The organism is Streptomyces sp. NPDC001914 (assembly GCF_042891215.1).
In the GTDB taxonomy this organism is placed as follows: Bacteria; Actinomycetota; Actinomycetes; order Streptomycetales; family Streptomycetaceae; genus Streptomyces.
On record NZ_JBIASW010000005.1, the window covers coordinates 69,230 to 93,160 of the forward strand.

Annotated in this window: 23 protein-coding genes and 1 tRNA gene; 12 read left to right on the forward strand and 12 right to left on the reverse strand. The window is 70.9% G+C overall.

All coding sequences use genetic code 11. The annotated features are described in order from the left end of the window. From ACFYYF_RS15900 to ACFYYF_RS15920, 5 genes are read right to left on the reverse strand one after another with little or no spacing between them, the layout of a single operon-like run. Window positions 1–1,179 carry a tyrosine-type recombinase/integrase gene (locus tag ACFYYF_RS15900; protein WP_388775929.1) on the reverse strand — a complete coding sequence of 393 codons (1,179 nt, stop codon included), beginning with the start codon at window positions 1,177–1,179 and terminating at the stop codon, window positions 1–3. Next, a complete protein-coding gene (locus tag ACFYYF_RS15905) occupies window positions 1,179–1,391 on the reverse strand; it encodes a helix-turn-helix domain-containing protein (RefSeq protein WP_388776746.1) in 213 nt (70 codons plus the stop codon). The genes ACFYYF_RS15900 and ACFYYF_RS15905 overlap by 1 nt, the downstream gene beginning before the upstream one ends. After that, window positions 1,391–2,770: a replication initiator protein RepSA gene (repSA, locus tag ACFYYF_RS15910; protein WP_388775932.1), complete on the reverse strand. Its 1,380-nt coding sequence runs from the start codon at window positions 2,768–2,770 to the stop codon at window positions 1,391–1,393. Before repSA ends, ACFYYF_RS15905 begins: the two co-directional genes overlap by 1 nt. Before the next feature lie 47 nt (window positions 2,771–2,817). Next, entirely contained in the window at window positions 2,818–3,042 is a 225-nt protein-coding gene (locus ACFYYF_RS15915) for a hypothetical protein (protein ID WP_388775935.1), read from the reverse strand. Then, the gene (locus tag ACFYYF_RS15920; RefSeq protein ID WP_388775938.1) at window positions 3,039–3,314 is read right to left on the reverse strand and encodes a hypothetical protein; all 276 of its coding nucleotides are present in this window, start codon (window positions 3,312–3,314) and stop codon (window positions 3,039–3,041) included. The genes ACFYYF_RS15915 and ACFYYF_RS15920 overlap by 4 nt, the downstream gene beginning before the upstream one ends. 430 nt (window positions 3,315–3,744) lie before the next feature. Here ACFYYF_RS15920 and ACFYYF_RS15925 point away from each other — a divergent pair, with 430 nt between their 5' ends. Further along, on the forward strand, window positions 3,745–4,098 hold the full coding sequence (locus ACFYYF_RS15925; RefSeq protein WP_388775940.1) for a GntR family transcriptional regulator: 354 nt from the start codon (window positions 3,745–3,747) through the stop codon (window positions 4,096–4,098). Window positions 4,099–4,221: 123 nt separating this feature from the next. Here the strand turns inward: ACFYYF_RS15925 and ACFYYF_RS15930 are convergent, their stop codons facing one another. From ACFYYF_RS15930 to ACFYYF_RS15940, 3 genes are all read right to left on the reverse strand, one after another. Then, entirely contained in the window at window positions 4,222–5,436 is a 1,215-nt protein-coding gene (locus tag ACFYYF_RS15930) for a multiprotein-bridging factor 1 family protein (protein WP_388775943.1), read from the reverse strand. Window positions 5,437–5,940: 504 nt separating this feature from the next. Then, window positions 5,941–6,726: a sulfite exporter TauE/SafE family protein gene (locus ACFYYF_RS15935; protein WP_388775945.1), complete on the reverse strand. Its 786-nt coding sequence runs from the start codon at window positions 6,724–6,726 to the stop codon at window positions 5,941–5,943. A 191-nt stretch (window positions 6,727–6,917) separates the two neighbouring features. Next, window positions 6,918–7,002, reverse strand: a tRNA-Ser gene (locus ACFYYF_RS15940). Between the two features lie 352 nt (window positions 7,003–7,354). Here ACFYYF_RS15940 and ACFYYF_RS15945 point away from each other — a divergent pair. Continuing rightward, window positions 7,355–8,185 (forward strand): DUF2637 domain-containing protein, encoded by an 831-nt coding sequence (locus ACFYYF_RS15945; RefSeq protein ID WP_388775948.1) that lies wholly within the window; start codon window positions 7,355–7,357, stop codon window positions 8,183–8,185. Between the two features lie 116 nt (window positions 8,186–8,301). On the opposite strand, the gene ACFYYF_RS15950 is transcribed toward ACFYYF_RS15945, so the two are convergent. Beyond that, complete coding sequence (locus tag ACFYYF_RS15950; RefSeq protein WP_388775950.1) at window positions 8,302–9,807, reverse strand: trypsin-like peptidase domain-containing protein; 1,506 nt, start codon at window positions 9,805–9,807, stop codon at window positions 8,302–8,304. A 257-nt stretch (window positions 9,808–10,064) separates the two neighbouring features. Between ACFYYF_RS15950 and ACFYYF_RS15955 the strand changes: the two genes are divergently transcribed. From ACFYYF_RS15955 to ACFYYF_RS15965, 3 genes are all read left to right on the forward strand, one after another. Next, a complete protein-coding gene (locus ACFYYF_RS15955; protein ID WP_388775953.1) occupies window positions 10,065–10,874 on the forward strand; it encodes a glycerophosphodiester phosphodiesterase in 810 nt (269 codons plus the stop codon). 128 nt (window positions 10,875–11,002) lie between these two features. Further along, window positions 11,003–11,632, forward strand: a complete 630-nt coding sequence (locus ACFYYF_RS15960) for an ATP-binding protein (RefSeq protein ID WP_361682823.1) — start codon at window positions 11,003–11,005, stop codon at window positions 11,630–11,632. Window positions 11,633–11,810: 178 nt separating this feature from the next. Beyond that, entirely contained in the window at window positions 11,811–12,779 is a 969-nt protein-coding gene (locus ACFYYF_RS15965) for a DUF5926 family protein (RefSeq protein WP_361682825.1), read from the forward strand. 232 nt (window positions 12,780–13,011) lie between these two features. Here the strand turns inward: ACFYYF_RS15965 and ACFYYF_RS15970 are convergent, their stop codons facing one another. Together ACFYYF_RS15970 and ACFYYF_RS15975 are read right to left on the reverse strand one after the other, a co-directional pair. After that, window positions 13,012–13,596 carry a hypothetical protein gene (locus tag ACFYYF_RS15970; protein WP_388775957.1) on the reverse strand — a complete coding sequence of 195 codons (585 nt, stop codon included), beginning with the start codon at window positions 13,594–13,596 and terminating at the stop codon, window positions 13,012–13,014. A 55-nt stretch (window positions 13,597–13,651) separates the two neighbouring features. Continuing rightward, window positions 13,652–14,317 carry a bifunctional DNA primase/polymerase gene (locus ACFYYF_RS15975; protein WP_388775960.1) on the reverse strand — a complete coding sequence of 222 codons (666 nt, stop codon included), beginning with the start codon at window positions 14,315–14,317 and terminating at the stop codon, window positions 13,652–13,654. 482 nt (window positions 14,318–14,799) lie between these two features. Here ACFYYF_RS15975 and ACFYYF_RS15980 point away from each other — a divergent pair, with 482 nt between their 5' ends. Further along, window positions 14,800–16,311: a PP2C family protein-serine/threonine phosphatase gene (locus ACFYYF_RS15980; protein WP_361682831.1), complete on the forward strand. Its 1,512-nt coding sequence runs from the start codon at window positions 14,800–14,802 to the stop codon at window positions 16,309–16,311. 98 nt (window positions 16,312–16,409) lie between these two features. Then, window positions 16,410–17,897 carry an aminopeptidase P family protein gene (locus ACFYYF_RS15985; protein ID WP_388775964.1) on the forward strand — a complete coding sequence of 496 codons (1,488 nt, stop codon included), beginning with the start codon at window positions 16,410–16,412 and terminating at the stop codon, window positions 17,895–17,897. Window positions 17,898–18,094: 197 nt separating this feature from the next. Here the strand turns inward: ACFYYF_RS15985 and ACFYYF_RS15990 are convergent, their stop codons facing one another. After that, window positions 18,095–18,550 carry an ATP-binding protein gene (locus tag ACFYYF_RS15990; RefSeq protein ID WP_361682835.1) on the reverse strand — a complete coding sequence of 152 codons (456 nt, stop codon included), beginning with the start codon at window positions 18,548–18,550 and terminating at the stop codon, window positions 18,095–18,097. Window positions 18,551–18,801: 251 nt separating this feature from the next. On the opposite strand from ACFYYF_RS15990, the gene ACFYYF_RS15995 reads away from it, so the two are divergent. From ACFYYF_RS15995 to ACFYYF_RS16015, 5 genes are all read left to right on the forward strand, one after another. Further along, complete coding sequence (locus ACFYYF_RS15995) at window positions 18,802–19,650, forward strand: hypothetical protein (protein WP_388775966.1); 849 nt, start codon at window positions 18,802–18,804, stop codon at window positions 19,648–19,650. 228 nt (window positions 19,651–19,878) lie between these two features. Next, complete coding sequence (locus ACFYYF_RS16000; protein WP_361682839.1) at window positions 19,879–20,613, forward strand: YcnI family protein; 735 nt, start codon at window positions 19,879–19,881, stop codon at window positions 20,611–20,613. A gap of 154 nt (window positions 20,614–20,767) precedes the next feature. Then, on the forward strand, window positions 20,768–21,421 hold the full coding sequence (locus ACFYYF_RS16005) for an SCO family protein (protein ID WP_388775969.1): 654 nt from the start codon (window positions 20,768–20,770) through the stop codon (window positions 21,419–21,421). Further along, window positions 21,418–21,900: a copper chaperone PCu(A)C gene (locus ACFYYF_RS16010; RefSeq protein ID WP_388775972.1), complete on the forward strand. Its 483-nt coding sequence runs from the start codon at window positions 21,418–21,420 to the stop codon at window positions 21,898–21,900. The genes ACFYYF_RS16005 and ACFYYF_RS16010 overlap by 4 nt, the downstream gene beginning before the upstream one ends. A gap of 13 nt (window positions 21,901–21,913) precedes the next feature. Further along, the gene (locus ACFYYF_RS16015; protein WP_388775975.1) at window positions 21,914–23,923 is read left to right on the forward strand and encodes a copper resistance CopC/CopD family protein; all 2,010 of its coding nucleotides are present in this window, start codon (window positions 21,914–21,916) and stop codon (window positions 23,921–23,923) included. Window positions 23,924–23,931 lie beyond the last annotated feature (8 nt).

The following is a 23,931-nucleotide window of genomic DNA, read 5'->3' on the forward strand; positions in this document are numbered from 1 at the left end:
TCAGACGGGTGGGGACTCGTCTGTCGAGCCACCGCTGACGCTGTCGTGCCCGCTACGTGCCCCTCGGTCGTGATCGTGTCCGTTGAACCAGGAGTCCGAGGCTTCGGCCACTTGGTCATCACGCCCGGCGACGGGACGGGCGTAGTGCCGTGTGGTGACGCTCGCGTTCGAGTGGCCGAGTCGGTGAGCGGCCGTCATCACGCCGTACCGGTCGGCGACCCAAGTCCCGTGCGAGGCCCGCAGATCGTGCGGGGTCAAGTCCGTGAGGCCGGCCGCCGTCACCGCCGGGTCGAAGTACGCCTTGCGCCACTGGTTGTAGCGCATGGGCTTGCCCGCGAGCGTGGTGAAGAGCAGCGCGTCATCACCGCCGGGCAAGGTCTCCAGGTACGCCGCAAGCCGCAGCACGAGCGAAGGCGCGATGCGCAAGAGCCGCTTCTGATGGGACTTGGGGGTGTCGAAGACCAGAACGCCGTTGGCTTCGGCAAGGTTCTCGTCCACGAGCACGAAGCCGCCGGACACGTCGATGTCCACGCGTCGCAGGGCGAAGGCTTCTCCCACGCGCAGGCCCGCGAAGGCGAGAAGAGCGATCAACAGGTCATGTGGTTTCGCGGCGCTCCGAACGATGCGGGACGCTTCGAGCGGCGTGACGATGTGCGGCTCTGTCTCAGGCATCCGGGGCAGCTTCACTCCCCGGCAAGGAGTCTGCGCGATCATGTCGTTGTCGACCGCAGACTGCATGATCTGGGACAGGACCCGGTACGCCTGCCGGATGCGCGAGGCGCTGAGTCCCTTGGTCCGCATCCCTGCGACCCACTCGGTCACGGTCATCGGCCGAAGGCTCGACAACTCACGATCCCCGAGCGTTGGAGTGATCACCGAGTTGATCAGGGACCGGTACGACGCTTGGGTCGTGTGCTTGAGCTGCGGAGAGACCGCAGCCAGCCAGCGAGCGGCCCAGTCTCGTAAGATCGTCTGCCCCTCAGTGGGGTCGAGCCATCGGCCACCCTCGATCTCGATGCGCTTCTTTGCCAGCCAGCGATCAGCATCCGCCGTCGTGGCGAACGTCCTATCAGCAGGCCTGAGTACGCCGTCAGGCCCCGGGTACCGAGCCTGATACCGGCCGGAGGGCAGCTTGCGGACCCTGCCGAAGTTCCGCCGGGATCTACGCTTCGACGCCATTAGGCGACCCTCCTAAGCCCCGCAGGCCCCGCGGCGACCGGTTGCACGGTGTTCGCGGCGACGTACGCCTCAACGGCCCACTCTGGGATGCGGACGTGCCGCCCGACCTTCACGAAGGTGATCCGACGTTCCTCGATCAGACGCCGGGGGAATCGCACCCCTGTGCCGAGGACTTCGGCGACCTGTTGCACGCTGAGAAGTCGGTCCACGATCACCACTCCCCCTCTGTCTCGTGATCCGGCATGTCGGCCAGGGCTTCGCGTGCGGTCTCTCGGTTCAGTCGGATCTCCTTCGCGATCGATTCGGCCAGCCAGGACTCTCCCGGCGTGTGGCCCTGTCCGGCATAGACCCAGTGGGCGAGCACGAGCGTGGAGCCCTCCGCGTCATCAAGGTCTTCCGGCAGGCCCCGTTCACGGCGCTCCTGGCGGGCCCGGTAGTCGGCGCGGACCTGGCGCCGCTCGCCCAGGGTGGTCGAGTAGGCGCGGGACTTGGTCATGAAGTGGCCCCGAAAGCCGAGCATGTGGGCCCAGCGCCACAGCATCCGGTCCGGATAGGCGTCGTCCAGGTCCCGGCACGCTTCGATCAGGCACCGGGTGTGCGCGGGCAGGGACAGCTTGTCGAGTTCCGAGAGTTCCCCGATCCGGCGGTCCACGGTCTCGGTGGTCTCGGCCGCCTTGGTGGCGTATTTGGCGACGTAGGAGGCGACCGCCCCGTCGGTCAGCTCGACACCGGTCAGGCTGCCGATCGGCTGAACGTCGACCTGAGTACCCCACCGCAGGGTGCGGGCCGGGAAGTCCCCACTCGCGGGCACAGGCACCGCGACCCGAGCAGCCGCCGCCCTGATCGCATCATCTAGGAGAGCGACCGTGGCCCAGGCCGGCGGAGGAGAGTCGGGCCCGTCCGGACCATCCATCCGCACCACCGCGTGGAAGTGCACGGCGCCGCGCTTCTGGAACTCGGCAACCTTGCCGAAGGAGACCCGGCACACCTCCTTCAAGGCCGTCTGAGACAGGCCCGCGCGGGCGGCGACCTCCCGGCGCAGGTAGATGGTGAACCGGCGCCACAGGTCGCCAGCGTGGTTGTTCCACAGCACCGCCCCGGCGTAGTCGTACCGGGCGAGGTCGAGGGCCGTACCGAGCGCGGGATCGCCCTCGGCGTGCTGGGCGCCGCAGCGGCAGCGGCAGCGGCCGGACGCAGGCCGGTTGTGGACGGGGCCGAACGAGGGTGCGGTGAGGGTGGCGAAGACGCCGGGATGCTGGCGGATCTCCCCGGAGATACCCATCCGGGAGTCACCGGTGATCCCGGCACGGATCAGGTGGTAGACGTCCCCGGCGTACGTCCAGGCGCACGACGGGCAGCGCGAGGCCCGCCGGTTGCCGCACGCGACCCGGAGCATGCCGCCCGGCTCGTTCTCGGTGCTGTACGAGTACAGGACGTCGCCGGTCTCCCGGTCGCGGGTGACGGTCTGGCCCTGGAGCCGGATCGGGTGCGAGCACCCGCCGGTACGGCGTACCTGTTCCTGCCAGCGGTCGAAGTCCGGGGAGCCAGCAACCCGCAGGAGATCGGCCAGGGTTAACGGGTCTGTGCCCATGGAGGCCGCAGCACCAGCCACGGCCTCCGGGGGGACGGGGAACACCGTCACGCGGCCACCTCCAGCGGCTCGACCACGGGCAGCGGAGCCGGGACGACAGCGGGGGTGTAGCCGAAGGTGCGGTCGTTCGGGCAGATCAGGTCACCGTCGTGGGTGAGGATGCGCATGTCATCGGCGCGGACCCAGCGCCAGTGCGGGGCGTGCGCCGCGCAGCCGGGGCAGGTGGGCGGGATGGCGTCGAGCAGGTCGGAGCAGGACGGGAGGGTACTCATGCGACACCGCCACCGGTCTGGCAGGCCCAGCAGGCTCGATAGCCCTCTTCAGACCAGTCCGAGCCAGCGTCGATGACCCAGGTCCCCCAGACCTTTCCGGAGTCGTCGCACTCCGGGCAGCAGCCGTCGATGACCGCCGGGAGGTGCCGAGCTTCCGGGGCGACCCCGACCAGCCACATGACCGAGGCAGACGCCAGTTCCTCCGCCCGGTCGAGGCGGCGGGCGGACGGGAACCGCTCCGCGTGCCGACGGTCGATTTCCTGGGTGGTCATGTCCCGCAACCAGAGCTTGCGATGTCCGGCCAGATACGACGCGCGCCGACGAGTCTCCTCACGTCCGAGTCGCACAACGCCCTGGAGGATCCAAGCGATCAGCGCCGAGTCCGAAGAACTCCGGAGCCGGTACCCGTTCGGCATGTCCGACGAGTAGAGGGCGACCGCGCGTTCCATTCCGGAAAGGGTCGCGATCATCGCAGCGGATGCAGATGCATGCGGTGCGACCAACGTTGCAGGCATGATGGAAGCTCCCTTAGGGGACGAGGGGCGGCGAATCTGCTTGGCGGTAGGAGCGCCGCCCCTGGCTTTGACAGGCGAATCAACCTGTCTAACTTCTCTTGTGTTACCTAGATTAGTTGCTGGACGATTCCACGCAAGACCTGGGGCAGATTTCTTTAGGTCACTTAGGTAACCTGGGGAGGTGACAGTGAGCCAGGACGATCCGCGTAGCGCCTACGAGCAGGTCGCCCACGACCTCCGAAGGAAGATTGCCTCGGGGGCCCTCAAGCCTGGTCAGCGGCTCGACGGGAACGCGAAAATGGCCGAACGCTACGGCGTTGCGGCGATGACCATTCGCCACGCTCTCGACATCCTGCGACGCGAACAGCTCATCGTGAGCCAGCAAGGGCGCGGGACCTTCGTCGCCAGCGATCCGGGCTTCGCAGACTCGCCGGAAGAGGCCAGCACCATGGCCGATGAACTCGGCGAGATCAGGGCCGCTCTGGAACTGATCAACTCACGGCTCGACCGCCTTGAGACCCAGGTTCGCGAACGTCCTTGACCGAGGAAGACAGCCGCTCGACCCGCTGGGCAGCTTCGGCGAGCTTCTTCCGGATCTCGTGCAGCTCTACTAATAATCGCGCCCTGTCCGCGACCCTCACAGCGTCTGTCCCCCAGTCAGTGATCAGCCCAGTTTCATACTCGCGGCGAGACGCCTGATCTCCGCCGTGTGCGCGTGCTTGTCCGTCGACCTCAGGTCGTCCACGAGGTTCCGGGCGATCGGCCTGTTGCGCACGTGCTGAGGGGCGATCGCGTCAGCCCGCAGGATCGCGTCAGCCGCCAGGGCCGACTTGCCATTCATCATCTGGCCGACAGCGGTGCAGACCCAGAAGTGCGACTGCCGCTCGCCCGATGCGATGTGACCGATGTTGACCAGCTCGGCACGCGAGAGCACATCGCGAGGGTGGCCCAGTTCCAAGCTCACTTCCACCGAGTGGATCTCTGCGTTGACCGCGTTGAACTGAGTCTGGAATGCGTTGCCGTCCTCCGGTACGCCGGCCGCCGCCTGTCGAGCCTCAGCCAGATGGGACTCCGCCTCCGGCCGATCCCAGAGTCGGGACCAGGCGACGGCGGCCCGCAGATGCATCGCACCCCACAGCGCGCGCAACGTCTGATCAGCCGTCCCCATGTGAGGTTCGAGGTCATCGAGAGCCTTGCGTGCCATGTCGCGCGCCGCGCCTAGCTCCCCCTCGTGCAGCCATAGACCGCAGAGATCCCAGCGAGCCGCAGCGCGGAGGATCGGAGACTCTGCCCGCTCCGCCGCCACCAGCTCACGCTGAACAGCGCTCCATCCGAGGTCATGGTGACCGAGGAGGTTGGACGACACCCGCGCCATGTGGCTCGCCCGCAGCATGAGCGACTCGGCCCGCGGTACGTCTTGACCCTCGGCCGTATCGCACAGGACGACCAGGTCGCGAAGAATCTGAGGGAGAACGTCACCCAGGGCAGCGAACTTCGCATCCTGCCTCAGCCTCTCGGCCGCTTCGACCCGCCCCGTGAGTGCGGGAAGAGCCGGGACGTCCGTCACGGGGATCAAGGCCGCGCCGCCAGGCATGGTTGCCTGTTGAAGCGCGAGCCGGAGACCGGGGATCGCGGCGTGACCGGAGTCGAGTTCCGCAGTCTCGTGACGGTACGGCTGACCGGTCAGCTCTACGACCTCTACACCCAGAACCTCGGCGATCTGCCCGAGGACACTCATTCGATCAAGCGGAAGGCGACCGGTTTCGATCTTCGATACCCAGCTCACAGAGCGATCGACAGATGCCGCCAACTGCGCTTGATCCCAGCCGAGACGGCGCCGCGCCCGTGCTACGCGCTGCCCTGTGGTCAGTTCAGCCATCATGGGTTCCCTTCGACACTACGACGGTACCCACGCCGAACCGTGACGCTGTCAGTAAAAGTGACAGTGAGCGCCCGAACAGCCCTCCGGCAGGTCGGAGTTACGGATTTCTCTACCTCATCAAGCCCCGGCTGCGCTCCGCTCCGCCGGGCGCGCTCCCGGCTCCGCTCCGCCGCCGCTCCTGCCTTCGGCCCGCTCCGGCGGGCTGCGCCGACGCGCGCCCTGGAGAGGGTTGGCCGGCGGCATGAGGTCAGAACACATCGTGGCTGGGGCGGTCGGCTCCACGGCTTTAGGCAGCCACTTTGGGGCGAGCCTCGAAGATCATGGCCCCAACGTCGTGCTTTAACGGGCAGGTCCACAGACTGCCCGACTCGCCGGAAGCTTAAGGGGCCATGATCACTCGCCCCAAAGCAGCTCCCGCCCAAAGCCGTTCCGCCGACCGCTCTGCAAGGTTCCCGTCGAGGACCGCTACGCCCTATCGAAGTGATGGGCTGACTAGGCAGGTCAGCGCAGCGCGTTGATCGCGTAGAGGGTGCCGAGCCCGGCGGCCAGTGTGCCCAGGAGCAGGCGCAGGAAGGTCTCGGGCATCCGTGGCTGGAGGCGGGCGCCGAGGTACCCGCCGATGAGACCGCCCAGCCCGCAGGCCAGTCCGAGGAACCAGTCGGGGGCGATGCTGCCGCTGTGCCCCAGCGAGAGCAGGGCGTAGGTCGAGGCGCCGAGCAACGAGGTGGCGAACGTGGAGGCGAGCGCGGCCGGGGCGACTTGGGAAACGGGGAGCCCGCGGCCGACGAGGACAGGGCCGAGGATCGAACCGCCGCCGATGCCGTAGATGCCACCCACGACCCCGACCACGAGAGCCAGACTCGTCACGGTCCGGGGCGAAGGCGCAGACCGCTGGGTTTCCGGAGCCCCCGCGCGGAGAGTTCGGACGATGAGCCAGGTTCCGAGCGGCAGCATCAAGGCGGCGACCAGGAGGCGGAAGACGTCCGGGCCCGGGAGGACGAACACGCGGATGACCGCTCCGAGGACCACACCGGGCAGGGTGCCCAGCACCAGTCTGCGCACGAGCGGCCCCCGCAGAGCGCCGTCACGGCGATAACGCACGAGCGCGCCCGGGCCTGCCACGACGTTGTAGAGCAAATTCGTGGGAGTGACGGACGGGTTCGGCACGGCAAACAAGCTGAGCTGTACGGGCAGGAGGAACACCGCCCCGGACACTCCGACCGGCGCCGTCACCACAGCAATCAGCATCCCGACCGCGAGGCCGGCCGCCCCCAGCTCCCAGTCCACCCGATGCCCCCGCCGCGCCTCAGTCCGTCCCGGTCGCCGTCCCACGACAGACTAGATCGCCCCGCACATCGAGGGCCGTGCCCCATCCGTGCCCGTTGGACCGGGGACTCGCGGGGAACAACGGTCGCGCACGGGCAGCGCATACGACGAAGGCCCCCGACCGTTTCTCCCGGTCAGGGGCCGTTCACCTGCGGTGGGTGTGGGATTTGAACCCACGGTGACTCGCGCCACGACGGTTTTCAAGACCGTTCCCTTAGGCCGCTCGGGCAACCCACCCCGCTCCCGCCCAGGCGGGTGGAGCGGGTACAGAGTACCCGGCTCGGAGCGTGTCGCGGAGGCATGGTCCGCACCGGATCCACCAGCGCCGATCCGGCTCGCGGGAGGCACCGGCCGGGCGTCGGCGGGGTCCGTTCGGCGGCGCGCCGGAAGCCTGCGGCCGACGTACACGAAAAGCCGTTTTGGTGAATACTTCCCCCGCCACGCGCTCACTCGATTGCCGCACACCTGGAGGCGGGGGAGCCGCGTTAGCGGAACATGGCGAAAGCAAGATCTCTCGCTCCGACCGTCCCAGGAGCGACGGCAGAGGGGCCGGTCCCGGCCCCCGCGGTACCGGCCGGGGCTGACTCCGGTGAATGACGACTACCCGAACCTCTCGTTCGCCCGGTACGGCCAGGACCCCGGATACCCCGCGGGACATCCCGTCGGGACGGAGACCGGCCCGTACGGCGATCCCGTCACCGCCCTGAACGAACAGGGCTGGGACCCCGTCGAGGAACTCACCTACCTCCTGCAGGACGCCGCGGCGGCGGAGCAGGACGTCACCGTGCCGCCCCCGCGCAGCGAGCCGGACTACGGGGACGAGTTCACCGGTGACCCGATGGAGAACCTGGTGCAGATCACCGCCGAGTTGCCGCCCATCCGGCGCTCCTCGACGGGACACCGCAAGGTACGGGCCCGCAACCCCCGCAACTGGCTGCAGACCGCCAGTTTCGTGCTCGCCGCGGTCGCGGCAGCCACCGTGTCGATGGTGAGCGTCTTCAGCGGCATGGTGGCGTACTCGCCGCTGCAGCGCATCGCCTCCAACGCCCAGAGCGGCACCGGCCCTTGGTGGCCCCTGCTGATCTACGGCCCCTGGATGGTCGCCTCGCTCTCCATCCTGCGAGCCGCCCTGCACCAGCGCCGGGCCGTGCACTCGTGGTACGTCGTGCTGCTGTTCTCGTCCGTGGCCATGATGTTCTGCGTGGCCGACGCCCACCAGACGATCACCGGTGTGGCCACCGCCGTCGTACCCGCCCTCGCGTCGCTGACGTGCTTCCAGCAGTTGATCCGTCAGATCACGCTGACCCGGCCGCCCCGCCAGAGCACGCACCGCCACCGGCCGCGGCCCGCCCCGCCCACGCCCCCGGAGCGCGCCGGCGGCAAGAAGGGGTCGTCGTCCGCGAAGAAGGCGCGCGGCTGACCCGTCCCGGGACCGTGTGCGGGCCCCGTCCCGGACTCCGTCGGACCGGGACGGGGCCCGCACGCGGAAGGGGTGCCTCCCCGTGGGAGACACCCCTTGCGTGCGGGACCGGACGATCAGCTGTCGCCCTCTCGGGAACCGAGGGTGACGTCGACCGTGTGGGTCTTGCCGTCGCGCGTGTAGGTGAGCTTGACGGTGTCGCCCGGCTTGTGGGTCCAGATCGCGCCGATCAGGGTCGGGCCGCTGTCGACCACCATGTCGTCGAGCTTGGTGATGACGTCGCCGGGCTTGAGGCCCGCCTTGTCGGCCGGACCGCCGGACTCGACGGCCGCGGAGCCGCTCGCGCCCTGCTCGGTGATCTTCGCGCCGCCGGTGCCCTCCTCCAGGGAGACCGACGCGCCGATCTTCGCGTACACCGGCTTGCCGGTCTGGATGAGCTGCTGGGCCACGTGCTTGGCCTGGTTGATCGGGATCGCGAAGCCCAGGCCGATGGAACCGGACTGGCCGGAGCCGCCGAGACCGCCGCTGCTCGACGACTGGATCGCCGAGTTGATGCCGATCACCGCGCCCGAGGAGTCGAGCAGGGGACCGCCGGAGTTGCCCGGGTTGATCGAGGCGTCCGTCTGCAGCGCGCTCATGTACGAGGACTTGCTGCTGGCGCTGCCGTCGCTGGAGGCGACGGGACGGTTCTTGGCGCTGATGATGCCCGTGGTCACCGTGTTGGACAGACCGAAGGGCGCGCCGATCGCGATCGTGGAGTCGCCGACGGCCACCTTGTCGGAGTCGCCGAGGACGAGCGGCTTCAGGTCCGAGGGCGCGTTCTTCAGCTTGATGACCGCGACGTCGTAGCCCTGCGCGTGGCCGACCACCTCGGCGTCGTACTTCTTGCCGCTCGGGAAGGTGGCGCTGAGCTTGCCGCCGTCGACCGCGTCCGCCACCACGTGGTTGTTGGTGAGGATGTGGCCCTGCTTGTCGAAGACGAAGCCGGTGCCGGTGCCGCCCTCGCCGTTGCTGCTCTGCGCCTCGATGGTGACGGTGCTCGGCAGCGCGTTCGCCGCGACGTTGGCGACCGTGCCGGAGGCGCGCTTGACCTCGCCGCTGCTGCTCGGGGCGGAGACCGTCGTCGAGTCGGTGGAACCGTCGTCGTTCTTGGCCAGCGAGTAGCCGATGCCGCCGCCGACACCGCCGGCGACCAGCGCGGCCACCAGGACGGCGGCGATCAGGCCGCCGCGCCGGTTCTTCGGCTTCGGCGCGGGCTGCTGGTAGGAGGAACCCCAGCCGCCGTCACCCGAGCCGCCGCCGTCGGCGTACGAAGGGGTGGCGGGCGGCGGGGGCGGCCAGCCCGCTTCGGGGGCGGAGCCCTGCGTCGGGGCCTGTCCGTAGGGGTCGGCCCCCTGCCCGGCGCCGTTCGACGCGTACGCCGGCATGCCCGCGGGCGCCGCGTCGTGCTGCGGTGCGCCGGGGGTGCCGGGCACCGGGGGAATCGGAGCGGTCGGCGCGTCCCCCGGGTGCGCGGGGCCCGGGTGCGCGGGGCCCGGCGCGGAGGCAGCGGGAGTTTCCACCGGCACGGGAGGTGCGGACGGGGCCGGGGGTACTGCGTTGCCCTCGTTCTCGGTGCTCACAGCTCTTCTCCTCGATCCACGGCTGTTGTTCTCGGTCGCACTCGGTCACGCCCACTCACACTTGTCGATGGCCCGGCGCGATTCAGCTGTGCATGTGCTTTTGTACGCCGTCAGCTTTTCCCACAGGGCGTCAGGGCACCATAAGCGGTGGCTGTGCGTCCGAGGCCATCCTTTATAACGGACTTTTATTACCAATTGGGATGTCTTGCGACATATCTCACCTCACATGAGCCCCGCGACGGTGGCACCATGACGCGGTGACCCTCGCACGACAGCACCCGATCCAGGTCGTCGCCCACCGCGGAGCCTCCGAAGAGGCACCGGAGCACACGCTGGCCGCGTACAAGAAGGCGATCGAGGACGGTGCGGACGCCCTCGAGTGCGATGTGCGGCTGACCGCCGACGGCCATCTCGTCTGTGTCCACGACCGCCGCGTGAACCGGACGTCCAACGGCCGCGGAGCCGTCTCCGCCCTGGAACTCGCCGAACTCACCGCACTGGACTTCGGCTCGTGGAAGAACCGCGACGAGTCGCCCGACTGGGAACACACCCCCGGGAGCCTGACGGACACCTCCGTCCTCACCCTGGAGAAACTGCTCGAACTCGTCGCCGACGCCGGCCGCCGCGTCGAGCTGGCCATCGAGACCAAGCACCCCACCCGCTGGGCGGGCCAGGTCGAGGAGCGGCTGCTCCAGCTGCTGAAGCGTTTCGGCCTGGACGCCCCCGCCTCCCCGGACGAGTCCGCGGTACGGGTCATGAGCTTCTCGGCGCGCTCGCTGCACCGCGTACGGGCCGCTTCCCCGACCCTGCCGACGGTCTATCTGCTCCAGTTCGTCTCCCCCCGGCTGCGGGACGGAAGGCTGCCCGCCGGTGTCCGGATCGCGGGCCCCTCCATGCGGATCGTCCGCAGTCATCCCGGGTACATCGAACGGCTGAAACGCGCCGGTCACCAGGTGCACGTCTGGACCGTGAACGAGCCCGAGGACGTCGATCTCTGCGTCGAGCTGGGCATCGACGCCATCATCACCAACCGCCCGCGCGCGGTGCTCCGCCAACTGGGCCGCTGACCTGGCCCTGCCCGACGTCGGCACCCCCCCCGGAAAACACCACGATCGCCCACCGGAAACCATCGAGAATCAGCCACCCGGTCACAGGGAGTGCTCCGGCGCGTTCGTTCCGCAGTCGAACGTTACGAGTGCGTCAGCAGACGCCCACTGGCCGGTTTCCGGTCCAGTCCAAAGGGGCATTCACACCGTGGCGTGGGGTGAAGGAGGTCTCGGGGGTGGCGTTGGTGGTGGCACAGGAGGTGCCCACGTCGTCGAGCATGGCCGTACCCCATGGCCCTGCGGGCGTGGGGAAGGCAAGACACCGGATGCGCGATCAACTGCGTTCGGGGGGCGTGGCGGAAACGGTCATCGACGATGCCGTACTGATCCTTTCCGAGTTGCTCAGCAACGCGTGCCGGCATGGCAGGCCCTTGGGCGACGCCCTCGCGGACGACGGCACCGTGCGCGCGGCCTGGCGTGTCGACGCGGCGGGACGGCTGACGGTCGAGGTGACGGACGGCGGCGGTCCGACCCGCCCCGCACCCGCCACGCCGTCGGTCACGGCACGCGGCGGCCGCGGGCTGAACATCATCACGGCACTGGCCAAGGACTGGGGTGTCCGGGACGACGTCCGCGGCGAGGTCACGGTGTGGGTGGTCGTGCAGGACGACGTTCAACTGGCCCGTCGGCACGACGACTTCGCTACGCGCGTCGCGTCACCGAGGGTGTCCGGGATCTCCGGTCTGGACTTCGTGGACGCCTTCGACGACCTCGACTGAACCGGACGGGACGCCCCCGGCCGAGCCCCACCGAGCCCCACCGAGCAGCACCGGCGCGCGGAGGGACCGTCGCGCCACGGGACGACGCGGTGCGTTGTCCACAGGGTCCCGTCGGTCTCCCCGCGAACGGCTAGGCTCGCGCCAGTACGAGACGAGCCGTGATCGGGAGACACCCACGATGGCCAAGAAGCGACCCCAGACGAAGGCCAAGCAGCCGCAGTTGACGGACGGCGGCGAGATCCCGGTCGTCGGAGCCCGCGAGCCCTGCCCCTGCGGCAGCGGCCGCCGGTACAAGGCCTGCCACGGCCGTGCCGCCGCGCACGCCGTGACCGAGCTGGTGCACCGCCCGTTCGAGGGCCTGCGCGGCGAGGGCGACTGGGTCGCGCTGCGCGAACTGGTTCCCGCCGCGACGGTGGAGCTGACGCTCAAGGAGAGCCTGCCCGAGGGCGTCCCCTCGGTCACCCTCGCCACGGTCCTGCCGATGGCGTGGCCCGCGCTGCGCCGCGAGGACGGCTCGGTGCTGCTCGGCCTGCAGAACGACACGGCGTCCGGCGACATCAGCCGCGACCTGGCCGACACCCTCCAGCGCGCGCTCGTCGCGCCTCCCGGCACCCCGGTCGAGGGGCGGCGCGCCCCGGCGGACGGCCCCCGGCTCCAGGACCTGCTCGACCCCGAAGGCGCCTTCGAGCCAGTTGTGCACAGCGGCTTCGAGTTCTGGGTCCCGGACGCGGAGAACGCGACGCCCGAGGTGACCGCCTCGCTGGAGCGGGCCAACGCCGCCGCCATCCCGACGGTGAAGCTCGCCGGGGTCGACGCCGCCTACTGGTGCGAGACGCCCGACAAGAACCACCTGCGCTGGGTCATGCCCCACGCCGAGGAGCGGCTTCTGGACGCTCTCGCGCGCCTGCACGCCGAGGGCCGTTCGAGCCTCGGGGAGGGGACCCGGCTGGTCGGTTCCTTCCGCGCGCACGGGCTCACCGTGCCGGTCTGGGACCTGCCGAGCGGTGTCACGGCGGACGACGTCGAGAAGCCGGCGGCGGAGTTCGCCGAGCGTCTCGCCACCGCTCTGGCCATGGACGCGCCGCTGACGGCGGACGAGCGCCGTGCACGCGGCGGTCTCACCAACCGCCAGGTGACGCTCAGCTAGTCCACAGCGGACCCACAGGACGGGAAACTGACCGACCGGTCAGCTCGTCAGGGCCTCGGAAACGGGTGACTCCTGTCACAACTCCCCGTTGTGACAGGTAAATCCGTGTCCGAATAGCCGAGATCGAATTTGCGAACCGCCGATCTCTTGTTACCGTTCGAGTAGCCCGGTTGCTGGTGCATCCCCCGTCGCCAGCAACCGGGTCTTTCCATGTTCGGAATCCCGAACAATATCAACCGGCTTGCCTGCGGCCCGAGTTGCTTCCCGAACGCAGCAGCAGCGGCCCGTCGTCGCTCCTCGCGAATTCCGCCACCGCCGAGTACGCCCCCGGATCCCCCGCCATGTGCTCCCTCGGCGTCTCGCACGCCCCCGGGTCGTCCGCCGCGTCCACCGCACAGTTCATCTGCACCGCGCGGCCGCCGGGGCCCATCAGCGTCAGGGCCGCGCTCAGCGCGTCGCCGGTCGCGTTGCGGTAGTAGGTGCGCGCCCAGGTCTCCTCACCCTGTGTGAGGACACAGGTCTGCGCCTCGACGCCGTCGGGCGAGGAGAGTTCCGGACCGCACCGGGCGGCGGTCATGAGTCCGAGGCCGAGCCGCAGGGGAGAGCGCCGGGGCGCGGGCGGCCGGTCGTCCGCGGGGGCCGCCGCACGCACGGCCGGGGCGCGGGCCCCGCCCGCCGGGCCGGCCGAGGCCATGGCGAGCGGCAGGGCGAGGACGGCCACCACGACTCCGGCCAGGGCCGCGAGCCGCACTCTTCGGGGGTCGGGCCCGCCGCCGGTCGGCGCCGCGGCCCCGTACCCCCCGGAATGACGCTGCATGGGCGGACGATAACGAGCGGGGGAGGGCGCGCGGCTCGCCGCGCGCCGGACGCCCCTACAACTCGGGCGCGCTCACACCCGTACGAGTGAGTGCCTCGACGACGGCATCCACCACGGCCTCCACGCCGGGCACCCAGGGGGCGGCCGAACCCGGCAGCGGAGCGCGCTCCCAGCGGATCTGGCCCTGGCCCGTCTCGGACGGCGGCAGCGCGATGTAGCCTCCGTCGCCGTGGAAGCGCAGGGAGCCGGGGACGAAGTCCTTGGCGTAGAGCAGTTCGCCGAGCTGTTCCATGGAGTACGGGGCGACGAGGATCGCCCAGCGGGAGGGGGACGCCACGACCGGGCCGAGGCGCATGCCCGTGCGGTCGAGGGCGTCGAGCGCGCGCGCCGCCGCGACGGCGGGCAGGCTCACCGCGCAGGGGGCGCCGCCGCCGGTGGCCAGCACGATGGGGGCCGAGGGCCGGTTGGTCCACCACCAGCGCACCATGCGCTCGTCCGTGGTGGCCGCGAGGAGGCCGGGGTCGAAGGGATGGGCGCCCGGCACCGTGCACTCCGGGTCGGGGCAGCCGCAGCGGGCACGCCCCTGCGGATCGGCCGCCACACCCGGGAGTACGGGCCACCGCCATGCGGCCGCGAACGTCAGGGCCGCGCTGAGCATCTCAGGCCTCCCGCCGTTTCGCCTGGACAGGAGCCTGCGTCGCCTTCCGAGGATCTCGCGCATGAGCGCTCGTTCCTTTCCGTTGCACGCCTGGCAACACCGAGGATCACATCACACCATGTGTCGATCACTTCACTGTGCGTACCTGCTGGCGCATCACACCCCTGCTGGAGACAAGGGGAACCCCTCTGGGCCGAGCATGTGGCTGTGTCCGCGCCCATACCGCGTATATCCAAAGCATGGGCATGGCGTGGGGTGGCGGCGCCTGGCGTTTTACGTCCCGCGTATTCCTAGCCGCCTCCGCCACGGGAGGATGGGGCACGGTCGTCGGTGGTTAAGACGCCCGGGTCCGTCGCCAGGTTCCGGGCGGATCTCAACCACCCCTGGCCTTCACCGAGTACGTACCCATCACGACCGCTGTGACGCTCCGTCGAACGAGGCCAGTCGACCTCAATAAGCCGTTGCCCGAGTCAGTTTTAGGCCAATTTCATTTTCCCGCAAGGGTTACCACCGGTCGCACGGACACCAGGAATCCCGGCAGGACAATGCTGGACATCCCCTCACGAGTACGTGTACATGTGGAGACACCGCTAGCGGCGCAGAACGACATGGGGGTTTGCGATGCTATTGAGCAAAACGCACCGGTCGGAAAGCCGGACGCCATGAACGCCCCTCACCTTCCCAAAGTGGCCGGAATCGATTCAACGGTTCCTTCGCCCGCGCACACTGTCGCGCCGGCGCCCGCGCCCACGGGCGCCTCCCCGGCCGCCCCGCCGGCAGGCCCCGGAGCAGCGCTCCAGGACCGTCTCGCGGGCTGGGTCTCGGATCTCACCACGCTCCACGAACTCACCGAGCGGGTCGCCCGCACCGCGACCCTGGACGACGCGCTGCAGGAACTGCTGCGCGCCGGAGCCGCCCTCGTGGGCGCCCGGCGCGGTCTGGTCGTCCTGGAACCCGGCGACGGACTGGGACCCGACACCACGATCGGCCTCGGCCTCGCCCGGGCGGACCTCGGCCACATCGAGACGGTGCCGCGCAGCTCCATGTCGTACGGGAAGATCCTGGACGGACTGCCGGGCGGCGAGGGCGAGATCACCCAGCCGGACCTCCTCTCGGAGGACGGGCTCGATCCGCGCCACCGCGAGGTCGCCGCCCGTCTCGGCTACGCCGCCAGTTACGCGCTCCCGCTGTCCACCGAGGCCGCCGGCCGCCTCGGCGCCGCCGTGTGGCTCTACGACGAGCCCGCCGAGCCGGTGGAACGCCAGCGCCACCTCATCGGCCTCTACACCCGTTACGCCACCGAGCACCTGGCCCGGCTGCTGGAGCTGGAACGCGCGCGGGCGTGCGTGCGGACGATGTCCGAGGAGCTGCTGCCCCCACGGCTGCCCCGGGTCTCCGGCGTCCAGCTCGCCGCCCGCCACCGCACCGGCCCGCGCGGCGGCGGCGACTGGTACGACGCGCTGCCGCTGCCCGACGCCGCGCTCGGACTCGCGGTCGGCTCCGTCACCGGCTCGGGGCCCAGCGCGGTCGCCGCCATGGGCCGGCTGCGCGCCTCCCTGCGCGCCTACGCCGTCATGGAGGGCGAGGACCCGGTCGCCGTGCTCTCCGACCTCGAACTGCTGCTGCGGCTGACCGAGCCGGCCCGCTCCGCCACCGCCCTGTTCGCGTACTGCGAGCCCGCCCTGCGCAAGCTCACCCTCGCCGGTGCCGGACACAGCCCGCCCCTGGTGATCGGCCCGCGGCGCACCGAGTTCGTGGAGACCTCCCTGTCCGCGCCGCTGGGCATGCTCGCCTGCTGGGAGGCACCGAGCGTCGAACTGACCGCGGACCCGGGCGAGACCGTGCTCATCTACACGGACGGGCTGCTGCACCGCACCGGCGATCCGATGGACCGCGCCTTCGCCCGGCTGCACGCGGCGGCGGCGAGCGTCCCGAGGGCGCTGCGCGAGGACCCCGGCGCGATCGCGGACCACGTGCTGCGCGGTGTGCTGCCGGACGGCCTGGACGAGGCGGACAGCGACGAGGACGTCGTCCTCCTGGCGGCCCGTTTCGACTGAGACGACTCTCATCCGGTGTAACAGGCCTTCCGGCCCTGGGCCCCCTTCAGTACGACCGTACGATGGGGTGGTCCAAAGTCGTATGAAGGAGGCAGACCGTGTCGGAGGCGCTCACCCCGGAGACCCCGGAAGCCGTACTCGACGAAGCCGCTGACGAAGCGGGCGAGGAAGAGCCCATCAAGCAGCGCAAGAACGGCCTGTACCCGGGCGTGTCCGACGAGCTCGCCGCCAGCATGAAGTCCGGCTGGGCCGACACCGAGCTGCGGGGCCTCACGCCCATCGCGCAGGCCGAGTACACCGCGGCCCGCCGTGCCGCGCTGTCCGCGCGCTTCCCGGGCGAGCGCCTGGTGATCCCCGCGGGCAACCTGAAGACCCGCTCGAACGACACGGAGTACCCCTTCCGTGCCTCGGTCGAGTACGCGTACCTCACCGGCAACCTCACCGAGGACGGCGTCCTCGTGCTGGAGCCGGCCGCCGACGGCCACAAGGCGACGATCTACCTGCTGCCGCGCTCGAACCGTGAGAACGGCGAGTTCTGGCTGTCCGGACAGGGCGAGCTGTGGGTCGGCCGCCGCCACTCCCTGGCCGAGGCCGAGCAGCTCTACGGCATCCCCGCCTCGGACGTCCGCGAGCTGTCCGCCGCGCTGGCCGAGGCCACCGGCCCGGTCCGTGTCGTGCGCGGCTACGACGCCGCGATCGAGGCCGCGCTGACCGACAAGGTCACCCGCGAGCACGACGACGAACTGCGCGTCTTCCTGTCCGAGGCGCGGCTCGTCAAGGACGAGTTCGAGGCCGGCGAGCTGCAGAAGGCCGTCGACTCCACCGTGCGCGGCTTCGAGGACGTGGTGAAGGTCCTGGACAAGGCCGAGGCCACCAGCGAGCGCTTCATCGAGGGCACCTTCTTCCTGCGCGCGCGGGTCGAGGGCAACGACATCGGTTACGGCTCGATCTGCGCCTCCGGTCCGCACGCCTGCACGCTGCACTGGGTGCGCAACGACGGCCCGGTCCGCTCCGGTGACCTGCTGCTGCTGGACGCGGGCGTGGAGACGCACACCCTCTACACCGCCGACGTCACGCGCACGCTCCCGGTCAACGGCACCTTCTCGGAGATCCAGAAGAAGATCTACGACGCCGTGTACGACGCCCAGGAGGCCGGTATCGCGGCCGTCCAGCCGGGTGCCAAGTACCGCGACTTCCACGACGCCGCCCAGCACGTGCTGGCCGAGCGGCTCGTCGAGTGGGGTCTGCTCGAAGGCCCCGTCGAGCGTGTCCTGGAGCTCGGCCTCCAGCGCCGCTGGACCCTGCACGGCACCGGCCACATGCTCGGCATGGACGTCCACGACTGCGCCGCCGCGCGCACCGAGACGTACGTCGAGGGCACGCTGGAGCCGGGCATGTGCCTGACCGTCGAGCCGGGCCTGTACTTCCAGGCGGACGACCTGACCGTGCCCGAGGAGTACCGCGGCATCGGGGTCCGCATCGAGGACGACCTGCTGGTCACCGAGGACGGCAACCGGAACCTGTCGGCCGGCCTGCCGCGCCGCTCCGACGAGGTCGAGGCGTGGATGGCGTCCCTCAAGGGCTGACGCCGTGCCCGCGGGAGCGGGCACGCGACCGATGGCCGGGCGCCTTCCGAGGCTCCCGGCCATCGGCCTGTCCAGGGCTGCCATCGGCCTGCCCAGGGTTGTCGCCGGCCTTGTCCGTGGGCGGCGCCCGGGATGCCCGTGGGCGGCTCCCGAATGCCGGCGGGGCCCTGACGCCGGAGTCGTCCGGGGTGCCGGCGTCAGGCCGGCAGCAGTGCGGGGGCCGTCCTCCACTTGAGGATCTTGTCGAAGCTCACCACGGCGCCGCCGCGCCCGGGCCTGTTGCCGATCTGGACGTGGTCGGCGAGTTCCCGGATCAGACACAGCCCCCGGCCGTGCTCCGCGTCCTCGCCCGCCTGGCGGAATACCGGGCGGGCGTTGCCGGCCGGGAAACCGGGGCCGAAGTCGGCGACTTCGATACGGCACTGGTCGCCGTCGAGATAGGCCGTCACGCGGTACGCCTCGCAGGAGGAGCCCCGGACGTCGTCCCCGCCGTGCTCGACGGCGTTGGCGCAGGCCTCGGTGAGCGCGACGGAGAGGTCGTACGAGATGTCCGGGTCCACGCCCGCGCTCTCCATCGTGCCGAGCAACAGGCGTCGGGCGAGCGGAACACTCGCAGCCTCGCGCCGCAAATGGAGTGACCACCAGATGCTCATGCTCCAGCCTCCCGGCCGCGGCTCGACATACCGTTACGTATTGCCGCAACCACGCGTGCGCAATCGCATACGCGACGTGACGCCGCCCATACGGCCGACGCGCTCACCCGAGCCGGCGGTGCATGCGCGAGTGATCTCCTGCAGGACGGCGGCCTTCCGGGCGTCCGCCACAGGGAGGACGGACCGGTCACAAGCCGTCAATCGGACCTGCCGTACGGGGCGTCGGGGCCCAGTGCGATGATGAGCCCGCCATGACTGCCCCCCACCAGCGTTCGGCGCGTTCCGGAGCAGGTCTCCGGACCCTGAGGGCCGCGGTGTTCGCCGCGGTCTGCGTCGTGCTGGCCGCCGCCGGTCACGGGATCGCCTCCTGCACCACCGTCCCGCTGTGGACGCTGGGCGCCGGCTTCCTCGCGGTCTTCGCGGTCGCCGGGGCGCTGGCGGGCCGTGAACGCACACTGCCGGGCATCGTGGCACTGCTCGCGCTCGGCCAGACGCTGCTGCACACCCTCTTCGGACTGGGCCTGGGCAGCGGCACGACGGCCGGCGGATCGTCCATGGGCGCGATGGCGCCGGGCATGCCGATGTCCGACGCCACGCTGGTCGAGCGGGCCGCCCGCCTGGTGTGCGGGACGGCCGCGGCGGCGATCAGCCCCGCGCAGGCCATGAAGATCCTCACCGACGCGCGGATCGACCCGGGCACGGCCAGGACGACGGGCATGACGTCGTCCATGAGCCATGCCGCGGACGCCCTGCCCGGCGCCGCCGGCACCTCGATGCCGGTGCTGCCCTCCCTGCCGATGCTGCTCGGCCACGTGCTCGCGGCCCTTGCCGCCGGATGGGTGCTGCGCCACGGCGACCTGGCCCTCCTGCGGCTCATGCGCCTGTCGGCCCAGGGAGTCGCGGAAGCGGCGCTCGTACGTTCCCTGCGCGCCGCCCTCACCCTCGTACGCGCCCTGCGTACGGGACTTCCCGGGGCGCCCGAGATCGCGCGCACGCCTCACACCGCGCTGCTCGCACCCCTCGCTCCACGGACGACCGCTCTCCAGCACACCGTCGTCCGGCGCGGGCCGCCCGCCTCCACGTTCACCCTCGTCGCCTGACACGACGCGCCGCCTCACGGAAATCCACGCAATTCCCCCGGGTCCCCGGAGTCATCGACTTCACCGGCCCGGCGGGACTTCACGGACCTTCTCGAAGGGGACGCGGTCGTGCCGCACGCGCGCGTGCCCGCCGGGTCTTCCCCGGGCGCCCTTTCGCCCCTTCCACGGGACACCGAGGCGTACGCGCGTCCCCTTTGTCACCGGACTGAATGTGGAGTGTCTCCTTCCATGAAGGCTTCTCGTCTCGCCGCCGCCGGCACCGTCGCCGCCACGGCCGTTCTCGCCCTGTCCGCCCCCGCGTTCGCGCACGTCAGCGTGCAGCCCGAGGGCGCGGCCGCCAAGGGCGGCTACGCCGTCGTGAACTTCAAGGTGCCCAACGAGCGCGACAACGCCTCGACCACCCAGGTCGAGGTCAACCTCCCGGCCGACCACCCGCTGTCCTCCGTCATGCCCCAGCCCCTCGACGGCTGGACCGTGAAGGTCACCAAGTCCAAGCTGGACAAGCCGGTCACCGCGCACGGCGAGAAGATCAGCGAGGCCGTCACCAAGGTCACCTGGACCGCCGACGGCAAGGGCATCGAGCCGGGCTTCTTCCAGAAGTTCCCGCTCTCCATCGGCGCGCTGCCCGAGGACACCGACGAACTCGTCTTCAAGGCCGTCCAGACGTACTCCGACAAGGAGGTCGTCCGCTGGATCGAGCCGCAGAAGAAGGGCGCCGAGGAGCCCGAGCACCCGGCCCCGGCCCTCGCGCTCACCGCCGCGACCGAGGGCGGACACCACGGGGGCGCCGCCGCCGAGGACGCCTCCCACACGGAGGAGACCGCCGAGCACACCGACGAGGCGGCCGCCGCCGGCGACAGCAGCGACACCACCGCACGCGTGCTCGGCGTCGTGGGCATCCTCGTCGGACTGGCGGGCGTGGCCTACGGCGTTCTGGCCGGCCGGCGGCGTGCCGGCGCCTGAGGTGCCGGCACACATCTGAGGCACTGAGACACACGCTCCTGGTGGGCACCGGAGGGTCGCGGACACGGCTCTCCGGACCCGCGTCCGGCCCGGCCCTTCGGCCCGTCCGGCCCCCCGGTGCCCACCGGAGCGCTCACATCTGGGACATTTTTCTATGCGCAAGAAGACGTACGCGACGGCCGCCCTGTTCGCCGCCGCCGCTCTGACCCTCTCCGCCTGCGGCAGTGACGACGCCGGCAGCCGGCCCGTCGCCGCCGTGTCCGCCGATCCCGGCGCCACCAAGGCCGCGACGGTCCTGGACAACCCGTTCGAGAAGCCGGACCTCGTGCTCACCGACACGACCGGCAAGAAGTACGACCTGCGCGCGGAGACCAAGGGCCGGCCCACGCTGATCTACTTCGGCTACACCCACTGCCCCGACGTCTGCCCCCTGACGATGAACAACCTCGCCGTCGCCAAGAAGCAGCTGCCGAAGGCCGAACAGGACAAGCTGCGCGTCGTGTTCGTGACCACCGACCCGGCGCGCGACACGCCCGCCGCGCTCGGCACCTGGCTCAAGGGCATCGACCCCGACTTCATCGGCCTCACCGGCGACTTCGCCGCCATCCAGGCCGGCGCCCGCCGCCTCGGCATCAGCATCGAGCCGACGAGCAAGGACAAGAACGGCAAGACCGTCTCCGTGCACGGCACCCAGGTCATCGCCTTCTCGCCGAAGACCGACGCCGGCTATGTGCTGTACGGCGAGAACGCCACCGTCGACGACTACACCAAGGACCTGCCCGAGATCGCCGAGGGGAAGACCCCGTGAGCCGCCGTACGGGCCGCCGCGCGGGACTCCTCGCCGTCTGCTCCCTCGTCCTGGCCGCCGGGACACTGGCGGGCTGCGGCTCGGACGGCTCCTCGTCGTCCTCGGCCGAGCCCGAACTCGAGGTCACCGGCGCCTACATGCCCGCACCGACCATGGACACCATGGCGGCGGGCTTCTTCACCGTCACCAACTCCGGCGGCGCCGACACGCTCACCTCGGTCACCAGCGACCTCTCGGACGACGTGACGATGCACGCGACCGTGGACGGCGCGATGGAGGAGAAGAAGTCGTTCGCCATACCCGCCGACGGCACCCTGGACTTCGCCAGCGGCGGCAACCACCTCATGTTCGGAAAGCTCACCCACAAGCCCGGACAGGGCGAGAAGGTGTCCGTGGAACTGCACTTCGCCAAGTCCGGCACGGTGACGATCTCGATGCCGGTGAAGCCCGCGACCTACAACCCGAAGACCGGACGCTGAGGGAGGCATCACCGTGACACCGACCATCGCCCCCCGCTTCAGGACCCTCCTGCTGCTGTTCCTCGCCGTCACCGGAGCGCTCCTGGCGGGCGCCGCACCCGCCTCCGCGCACGCCGCGCTGACCGGGAGCAACCCGACGCAGGGATCGGTGGTCGACGAGGCACCCGCCCAGGTCTCGCTCACCTTCTCCGAACAGGTCTCGCTGAACGACGGCTCGCTCCAGGTGCTCGACCCCAAGGGCCAACGGGTCGACACCGGCGGCGCGAGCGACCTGGGCGGCGACACCTACGGCCTGAAGATCAGGCCGGGGCTGCCCGACGGCACGTACACCGTCACCTACCAGGTCGTCTCGGCGGACAGCCACCCCGTCTCGGGCGCCTTCACCTTCTCCGTCGGCGCCCCCTCCCAGACCTCCGTCTCGCTGGACGGCCAGGCCGCGGGCGGCGGCCTCGTGGGCTTCCTCTACGGAACCGCGCGCTACCTGTCGTACGCCGGTTTCATCCTGCTCGTCGGCGGCGCCGCCTTCGTCCTGGCCTGCTGGCAGCGCGGCTCGGGCATCCGGCCGGTGCAGCGGCTCGTGGTGGGCGGATGGCTCACGCTCACCGCCTCCACCCTCGCCCTGCTGCTCCTGCGCGGCTCCTACGTCGGGTCCGGCAAGGCCGGCGACATCTTCGACCTGAACCTGCTCGGCGAGGTGCTGCAGACCAAATCCGGCGCGGCACTGGTGTCGAGGCTGCTGCTGCTCGCCGCCGCCGCGCTGTTCATCGCGGTGCTCTTCGGCGCGTACGCCCGGCGCGACGAGGACGAGCGCGCGGCCGGCGCGGACGGCGGTGCCGCGGAACCGGCCGAGGCGACGGACGCCCGCGCCACCGACGCCGGGGACCCGGCCGCCGGTGCGGAGGACCCGGCCGCCGAGGCCGGGCACCTGGCCGCGGAGAAGAACGACCTCACCTTCGGGCTCGCCGTCGGCGGCACGGTCGTCGCCGCCGGCCTCGCCGCGACCTGGGCCATGGCCGAGCACGCCTCGACCGGCGTCCAGCCGGGCATCGCGATGCCCGTCGACGTCCTGCACCTGCTGGCCGTCGCCGCCTGGCTCGGCGGTCTGGCGACGCTGGTTGTGGCCCTGTTCCGGGCTCCGGCGCAGGCACCCGTCGAGGCCGCGGCCGTCCGCCGGTTCTCCCGCCTCGCGTTCGGCTCCGTCGTCGTCCTGGTCGCCACCGGGATCTACCAGTCGTGGCGCCAGCTCGGCTCGTGGTCCGCGCTCACCGGCACGTCGTACGGACAACTGCTGCTCGTCAAGGTCGGCCTGGTGGCCGTTCTCGTGGGCATCGCGTGGATCTCCCGGCGCTGGACGGCACAGCTCGCCGAGACGAGCGCCCCCGAGGCCGTCGCCGCCGTCGTCGAGCAGCGCACCGAGCTGAGGACACCCGCCACCGTCCCCGCCGGGACGGACGCGCGGCGCGCGGCCCAGCTCGCCCGGCAGCAGGCCGTCATGGACTCCGCGCGCGACAAGCGGGTCCGCGACGCCGACCCGCAGCGTTCGGGCCTGCGGCGCTCGGTGCTCGCCGAGGCCGGGGTCGCGGTCGTCCTGCTCGCGGTCACGACCGCGCTGACGGCCACCGAGCCCGGGCGCACCGCGGAGGCCGCCCGCCAGGCCACCGCGTCCGCCGCGCAGCGCTCCGGGCCGCTGTCCCTGAAGCTGCCCTTCGACACGGGCGGCGAGGACGGCAAGGGCACGGTGGAGGTCACCCTCGATCCGGCCCGCGTGGGCGGCAACCAGATGCACGTCTTCGTGTACCGGCCGAACGGCAAGGCCTTCGACGTCCCCGAGGTCAAGGTCGCCTTCACGCTCACCGCGAAGAACATCGGCCCGCTGCCGGTGACCCCCGACCGGGTCGCCACCGGGCACTGGGCGGCGAGCTCCGTACAGATCCCCCTGGCGGGCGACTGGAAGATCGCGGTGACCGTGCGCACCTCCGACATCGACCAGGCCACCGTGAACAAGAACGCGCAGATCGGCTGAACCTGACC

Bases quoted from the DNA above. Each gene is read 5' to 3' on its own strand.
- ACFYYF_RS15900 (WP_388775929.1), bottom strand. From the start codon at position 1,179: ATGGCGTCGAAGCGTAGATCCCGGCGGAACTTCGGCAGGGTCCGCAAG.
- repSA (WP_388775932.1), bottom strand. From the start codon at position 2,770: ATGGGCACAGACCCGTTAACCCTGGCCGATCTCCTGCGGGTTGCTGGC.
- ACFYYF_RS15915 (WP_388775935.1), bottom strand. From the start codon at position 3,042: ATGAGTACCCTCCCGTCCTGCTCCGACCTGCTCGACGCCATCCCGCCC.
- ACFYYF_RS15920 (WP_388775938.1), bottom strand. From the start codon at position 3,314: ATGACCACCCAGGAAATCGACCGTCGGCACGCGGAGCGGTTCCCGTCC.
- ACFYYF_RS15930 (WP_388775943.1), bottom strand. From the start codon at position 5,436: ATGGCTGAACTGACCACAGGGCAGCGCGTAGCACGGGCGCGGCGCCGT.
- ACFYYF_RS15965 (WP_361682825.1), top strand. From the start codon at position 11,811: ATGGCCAAGAAGCGACCCCAGACGAAGGCCAAGCAGCCGCAGTTGACG.
- ACFYYF_RS15970 (WP_388775957.1), bottom strand. From the start codon at position 13,596: ATGCAGCGTCATTCCGGGGGGTACGGGGCCGCGGCGCCGACCGGCGGC.
- ACFYYF_RS15975 (WP_388775960.1), bottom strand. From the start codon at position 14,317: ATGCGCGAGATCCTCGGAAGGCGACGCAGGCTCCTGTCCAGGCGAAAC.
- ACFYYF_RS15980 (WP_361682831.1), top strand. From the start codon at position 14,800: ATGCTGGACATCCCCTCACGAGTACGTGTACATGTGGAGACACCGCTA.
- ACFYYF_RS15990 (WP_361682835.1), bottom strand. From the start codon at position 18,550: ATGAGCATCTGGTGGTCACTCCATTTGCGGCGCGAGGCTGCGAGTGTT.
- ACFYYF_RS15995 (WP_388775966.1), top strand. From the start codon at position 18,802: ATGACTGCCCCCCACCAGCGTTCGGCGCGTTCCGGAGCAGGTCTCCGG.
- ACFYYF_RS16000 (WP_361682839.1), top strand. From the start codon at position 19,879: ATGAAGGCTTCTCGTCTCGCCGCCGCCGGCACCGTCGCCGCCACGGCC.
- ACFYYF_RS16005 (WP_388775969.1), top strand. From the start codon at position 20,768: ATGCGCAAGAAGACGTACGCGACGGCCGCCCTGTTCGCCGCCGCCGCT.